This is a genomic window from Amycolatopsis thailandensis, from assembly GCF_002234405.1.
Classification (GTDB): Bacteria; Actinomycetota; Actinomycetes; order Mycobacteriales; family Pseudonocardiaceae; genus Amycolatopsis; species Amycolatopsis thailandensis.
The window spans coordinates 1-6,659 of sequence record NZ_NMQT01000216.1 but is presented as its reverse complement, the minus strand read 5'-3'; the positions used below and the strand labels follow the sequence as shown (position 1 = coordinate 6,659).

General features: G+C 65.4%; 5 protein-coding genes. All 5 read right to left on the bottom strand.

Annotation, left to right across the window (positions count from 1 at the left end; genetic code table 11):
* Positions 1-17 precede the first annotated feature (17 nt).
* The gene (locus tag CFP71_RS41600; RefSeq protein WP_093939372.1) at positions 18-1,244 is read right to left on the bottom strand and encodes a hypothetical protein; all 1,227 of its coding nucleotides are present in this window, start codon (positions 1,242-1,244) and stop codon (positions 18-20) included.
* Positions 1,245-1,310: 66 nt separating this feature from the next.
* A complete protein-coding gene (locus CFP71_RS41595) occupies positions 1,311-1,946 on the bottom strand; it encodes a DUF3558 domain-containing protein (RefSeq protein WP_093939371.1) in 636 nt (211 codons plus the stop codon).
* A gap of 2 nt (positions 1,947-1,948) precedes the next feature.
* Positions 1,949-2,428: a hypothetical protein gene (locus tag CFP71_RS41590; protein ID WP_093939370.1), complete on the bottom strand. Its 480-nt coding sequence runs from the start codon at positions 2,426-2,428 to the stop codon at positions 1,949-1,951.
* A 940-nt stretch (positions 2,429-3,368) separates the two neighbouring features.
* The gene (locus CFP71_RS41580) at positions 3,369-5,699 is read right to left on the bottom strand and encodes an ATP-binding protein (RefSeq protein WP_093939369.1); all 2,331 of its coding nucleotides are present in this window, start codon (positions 5,697-5,699) and stop codon (positions 3,369-3,371) included.
* A 422-nt stretch (positions 5,700-6,121) separates the two neighbouring features.
* Positions 6,122-6,436, bottom strand: a complete 315-nt coding sequence (locus tag CFP71_RS43910) for a putative glycolipid-binding domain-containing protein (protein WP_244200030.1) — start codon at positions 6,434-6,436, stop codon at positions 6,122-6,124.
* Positions 6,437-6,659: the final 223 nt, after the last annotated feature.

Below are 6,659 nucleotides of genomic sequence, written 5' to 3'. Positions count from 1 at the left end.
GTGTCAAGGGAAAGTGGTTACGTGCCGATGGTCGGCGGCACGACCGGATATCCGGTCTCGGGATCGATATCGGCGATGGTGATCGGTTCCTCATCCACCCCGTACTTACGGGCGTGCTCGCTGTCCTCGCTCTTGTTGCCGCGCGCGCCGGGTGCCATCGCGCCGCGGGGCGCGGCCGGGGGACCCGCCCCGGCCAACCGGGAACCCGCCCGACCGGTCTCGCCCGCGCTCGGGCCGCCAAGGACGCCCGCGCCGCTGCCGCGACCCGCACCCGGCACACCACCGCCCGCGCGTCCACCAGGCCCACCCGCGGCGGAACCGGGCGCGCCGGGAAAGACACCGCCACCGACGCCTAAGCCGGTCTCGCCCCGTACGTTGACGCTCGGGCCGTTCGACGGTGCGGGGATGGTCGGGGCAGAGAGCCCATCACGCGCGGCAGGGTTGTAACCCGAGGTAGTGGTGTGATCAGTTCCCACGCCGCTACCGGCCCCGAGGTGGGAACCGGTGCCGGGGGTGACCTGTCCGGGGGTGTGGCCGGGTGCCGGAGACGGGGTGAACCCCGAACTACCCACATAGCCGCCGCTGTCCCCGTCGCTACGCCCCTCCACACCCGGAGAGGGCGAGGGGTGCCCCGGCGGCGGGGTCACGCCGCCCTTGCGTGGGGGCACTAGCGCGATATCCGCGCCGTCATAAAACCCGAGCTGTCCGTAGTCGCCTTGCAAACCGCTCTGGGTCTGCTTGAGTTGACTTTCGTAGCCCTTATAAGCCGTGAGATTGAATTTCGCTTTTTCGTTGTAGTCGTTGATCGCCTTTTCGGTATCGGTATCCCACGGCGAGATCACGTCGCCGAAACTCTTGTCCGGGCGCGGCGGCATCGGCTTCAGGGTGGCCTTGGTGTGCTCGAAACCTGACGCCGCCGTGAGCACCGACTGTTGATTACGGCTCATCGACCGATCGGCCGAATCAGCCACGGTGTAGAGCTTGTGGATACGCTCGCGTGCGGCATCGGCGCCCGTACCGGACCAAGACGACTCCAAGCCGCCGATGATCTGCCGGAGGGTTCCGGCGTGGTTGCCTTGCCCTTTCGCGGCCTGCTCCGCTTGCGTAGCGGCCTCGTGCCAGGGACTGGAGCTGCCCGCATGCACCTTCGCGACGAATTCAGGGACCGGAACGGGCTGGGCACCGACATCTCCGGTCAACACTTTGCCGGTCCACTTCACGACATCCCCCAAGGTGCCGCCCATGGACTTACCCAAGCCAGACAAGGCTCTCCCGGCACCCTCAATACGATCAGACAGCCATGACACGAGCTATACACCCGCCTTGGCTCGAAGACTCGTCATGACCAAGTCCGCCGTGGATTTCGCGGCATCACATGGATCTTTTTTTCCTTGAGAGTTCAAGCTGAGGAACCCTGATATTTCGATGGTGGTGTTGTCGGTTGCGCCAATGCTGACCTGACAGAACTTGTCGGGTGAGCCGCCGGAGGGAGACACGTACGCGACTGCCGGGAAACCTTGCACGGTCAACGGTTCCCACTTGAGCGCGTTGGGCTTGACGTTTTTGTAGATGGCACTCAGGCCGCCCGGCAACTTAGTGGCGTAGGCCATGATGACGTGGCCGGTCGTCGCGGTGTTTTGCCAGTCGCAGCCCGGACCGATCGACGGTTCATCTGCACGTTTGGTATCTACCGGCTTCCCCAACGTTTTCATGATTTGGTCGGCGGTGAGAGAATCCGCGCAGGGGTCACCGGAGAAAATCGATTCCGGTAACGGCGTTTGAACTTTCGGGGCATCCCCATACGGCAACGCCTGCCGTGACGTCTCGTTTGCCGTCGTTGGCGGGGCGGAGGTCAAGGGGTCAGAGTTGGTATCTCTGCCAGAACAGGATGCGACCGTGAATACCGCCGCCGCACAAACTGTGGTAACAATGAACTGCCGCCACATTGCTAGTAGTCTCCCTCTTGAACAGCGCCGCCAAGGTTTTTTCCGGATTCATGGTCGTTTTCGGAAGTTCGACCTAGCGCCTTCTCGAGTCGCCTGATCAATTCTCCGAGGTAAAGTATCTCAAGGCGAACATGGCCCGCCCCATACGCGAACGCCCCCGGTTGTCCACCGTTCCAGGTGGCGGCTTTAGTGAACCCCAGGCTTACCGGATCCTCGGCGGCGGACTTCATTCGCTCCAAAGCTTGAGTAACACGCTGATCGTTCTCCAGCTGCCTCAAAATGCCTGTAGCTTGTTTGACCATTTGTTCGGCGTGGTCGCGGTCGAGGTAGATGCCCGGGCCGTGTGCGGCTTGCTGCACTTGGGCGTTGGTCGCGATTTCGGCGGCTGTCGCCTTGTCGACCTCATACCCGATCGGGTCCTTGACTCGAAGAATGATGTCTCCAAGCCAGTTGTCCTTGTCAGGCACGGCAGTGTCTGCCACGCGTCCACCCCTTTGAACCCCTCGCCGGTGCGTTGCGGTGCTGATCGGTGCGGCCTATTCAGTCGCGCCGATCAGAGTAGCGGATCGGTCACCGCGCGTGGAGCGTTACAAGAGTGGCCATCTCGACTACTGACAGGTAGCCCCACCAGCGGTAACACGCCGTGACACCAGCCAGAGCAGGACGTAACACGAGGGTTCGTGCCGCTCACCGCGACGGGTGAACGGCGTGATGTTTCGGCTACCGGTGGTCGGGGTTTCCGGTGGGCCAATGCCAGTGCGCCGAGTGGGCCGGGCACTCCGTGGCGCTGCTGCAACAGCACTACGCCAAGGTGATTGCCGGCTGGAATCCGCCGCGCATCAGCGGATCGAACAGGCCCCGGGCTGGACGGAGGACACTGACTCGGACGAATGGCGCCGGTCGATGCCACGTGCCACGAGATTTGGGGGCGTACTGGGGTGGCCACCCGTGGGCACCGGTTTCAGCCGCACAACACGGCACCGGCCCCTCGCCTGATTTCCCTGGTGAGGGGCCGGTTTTCGCTGGTCCTTCTTGGTTCCCCCTCCGGGCAGCGGGGAAGAATCTGCCCCGGGCAACGGGTCGAATCTTTTAGGTTGCACATCGATTGCCGGCAGGCCACTGGTCATCGAGGCTGTGGTTCCGCTGATCATGCGGCGCAGGAAGTCCTTGCCGACAGAAACGTGATGTCGTACCAGTCGAGCCGTGTCGGCGCAGGAATTAAGCCGTGCAGCGCTGTCACTACCTGAGCCGATGGATGGCCTGCACTGCTTCGCTGGGGGAGAGGAGATGGGAATTCCCCGACCGGATCCGCGTACCGAGTCCGGTGGTTCCTGGAGTGGTGATCGGACAAGAATTCTTGGGCCAAAAGGAGATGACGCGAAATGTCACTGCTCCCCACGGCGCTGCGTGTCCGCCTTCAGGTCAGGCTTTGAGTGCGGCCTGGATCTGCTGGGTGGTCCAGACGGCGATCTGAGTCCGGGTATGGAAGTCGAGTTTGTTCAGGATATGGGTGATGTGGGTCTGCACGGTGCGCGGGGAGAGGGTCAGGTGCTCGGCGATCTGCTGGTTGGTGAGGCCGCGGCGGACGAGATCGGCTACCTCGAGTTCCCGTCGGCTGAGTGAGGGCTCGCCGTCGGTGGACCGCCCTGTGCGTCGGCCGCAGGTGTTCGTCGATTCGGGATCGAGCGCGTAGGTGAGTCTTTGCGGTGCTGTCATGGATTCGCCGATGGTGTGGTGGCGGCGGAACTCGCTTTCGCCGAGCGCGACGCGGGCGCGATTCACGTGCCGGTGATGAGGGGCGGTGAACAGGGCCAGTGCGTGCATGGCGAATCCGTGTTCGCGGCTGGCGGTTTCGGCGGCGCCGTAGAGCACGGCGGCGCGTGTGTGGTCGCCGAGCCGTCCGGCGACCCAGCCGATGGCGGCGAGGGTGTCCCCGGCGAGGGGACACATCCCGGTCTGTGCCGTGGTGTGCTGGAGTTGCCGGAGAGTGGCCGCCGCCTCGGCGGGGGTGCCGTACTCGGCGTCGACGCGGGTGAGGGCGTCCAGCAGGTAGTTCTGGCTGTAGAGTTCGTCGTGCTCGACGCTGTCGGCGAGCCCGTCGCGCAGGATCTCGCGTCCGCGGCGAGAGTCGCCGGTGAAGGCCGTGCACCAGCCGAGGTGATAGATGCTGGCGAGTTCCCGTTGCCGGTCACCGCTCGCGTGGAACTCTTCGACCAGGACGGCGAATTCCGTGGTGGCCTGGCCCAAGTCGCCGGTGAACGTGGCCAGCATGGCGGACATGTAGCGCGCCCGCGCCGCTACATCGCGTGCCCCGCCGTGTTGTGCGAGTTCTCGTGCCTCGTCCAGCAGCTCCGTGCCACGGGCGAAGTCGCCGACGATCACGGCGTAGTGCGCGTCGCACAACACCGCTTCCGCGCGCCCCGGCCCGTCACCCGGCCCTGCCTTGAGCAGCCGGTCGAGCCAGTCCCGGCCCTCGGCCTGGGCCCGGCACGCTTGCCAGTACACGTCCAGGTTCGAGGCGAGTCGCCAACCGGCCGCGGCCTCGCCGGGCGTGTCCAAACAAAATCGTAGCGCTACCCGGAAGTTCGGGTGATCCGTTCGCAGGTCATGGCACTGCGGTAGTGAGGCTGAGGTGCCACGGGCGCGGTGCAGCCGGGTCGCCAGGCGGGCGTAGTGGTCACGGTGGCGCCGCCGCACCTCCTGCTCGTCGGCGAGGTGCTCCGCGCCGTACTCGCGAAGCGACTCCAGCAGCCGGTACCGGAGACCGTCGCCGTGACGTTCGGCCATGAACACGGACTTGTCCACCAGGGACCGGAGTACCTCCGGGACACGCTCGGCCCCCAGCGCGCCGTCATGGCACACGGAGCGGGCAGCGTGCAGATCGAACGTCCCGGCGAAGACGGACGCCCGTGCCCACAACAGCCGCTCGTCCGGGGAACACAGATCGTAACTCCACGCGAGAGTGTCCCGCAGCGACCTCGTGCAGGGCGACCTGTGCCGTTGCCTGGCTCCCAGGAACCGCAGCTGGGAATCGAGACGTTCCGACAACTGCCCGACCGACAGGGACCGCATCCATCTCGCCGCCAGTTCGATGGCCAGCGGGAGCCCGTCCAGTTCGCGCACCAGCCGAGCGATCTCGTCACGGTTGTCGCGGGTGACCGAGAATGACGGCACGACCGAACGGGCCCTGTCCACGAACAGCTTCACGACGTCGAAGGCCTCGATCTCGGCCAGTGTGCACGGCGCGTCCCTGTCCGGCACCGGCATGGGGGCAAGGGGGAACAGCCGCTCTCTTGGCGACGCGAGAGGCTGTCTGCTGGTCATCAGGAGCACGATCGCCGGACATGCCTCCAGAATTCTGGAAGCCACGTCCGCGCAGACACGGATCAGGTGCTCGCAGTTGTCCAGGACCAGCAGCATCCGGCGGTCGCGCAGGGTGTTCAGCAGATTGTCGATCGGGGTGGCGGACCCGCCCGGCAAGCCGACGTGCACCGCGATCGTGTGTCCTACCAGCGCCGGATCACGTACTTCGGTCAGATCGACGAACACCACCTCGTCCCCTCGGCGCGCCCCGGCCTCGGTCATGACCCGGCGCACCAGCCGCGTCTTACCGACCCCGGGCGCACCGACGACGGTCACCAGCCGCTCGGAGGCCAGAAGCCGCAGCAGGTCCCTGATCTCACCATCGCGGCCTATATAGCCGGCAGAATCCGTGACAAGAGCGGGGTGGTCCTCGCGGGAGATGACACTCATTGCGTGAACTCCAGGAAACTGTGACGTCGCACGATCCGGGGCTGAATGTGAGTACTTTTGTCTTTCTTCAGGTGGGTGGCAGGGGCCGGAACATTAGCTCTCATGCGCGGCTGTCGACAACGCGAGAGACGCTCGATGGTGGGTCTATCGGAGACGGCCACGTTGTCCATGCCGATAACTCGGCTGGTGCGGAACCCGGCGTGATTCGGTGTGCCAGCGGTCTGAGCAGCCCAGGACGGTCACCGGATGGCGCGCGATGAGGGGGCCGCGTCAATAAAGTGAATACTCCTCGCGAATGTCGCGTCGCTGTCCTGTCCGCGAGAATGCGACTTTCGTAGGTGTCCCGCAGCTTTGTGCGTCCGAAGTCGCACAAGTGGCCCTTCCGGACGCATTCCTTTCCTCGGTACGAGCTTCGGCATAGGTCACGGCCGCGGGCGAGGCGAAATCGACCGCGCCGGGCTTCTGGTGGAGGTTGTGACGGCGCAGCGGCATGACGTTGGTGAGCGGGGAACGGCCCAGGTCGCAGCTCCCGTGACGGCTGCGGGGTCACCGCCTGGATCCGGGAGATCCACCGTGCCCTGGTGCTTGGCGCCGATGGTCCATGTCCCGTCGGGCAGGCGGGCGAGGCTCAGCTGACGGCTCCGGTTCTCCCCGCGCGCGGTCACTTCGAGCCTGTCGGTCACGAAACCCTCGCCGACGGACAGCGAGTAGTCGAGGCGGTAGGACAGCGGTGCCACGCCGATCTGAAATCCGGAAAGGGCCGGTCGGGCGGCGACCCAGGACCTGGCTGCGGCTCTCGGCGGCCGGACGGGTCGCCTTGGGCGGTCACCTCACCTGGTTGACCAACCTGCGCCACGCCATCGACCAGCCGCGGTAGCGAATCGCCGGAAGACGTTCGTCGGGCGTTTCGCCGAAGTCTCGGGTGGGTACCTATTTGCACGCAACGCAGGTCTGTGGTCC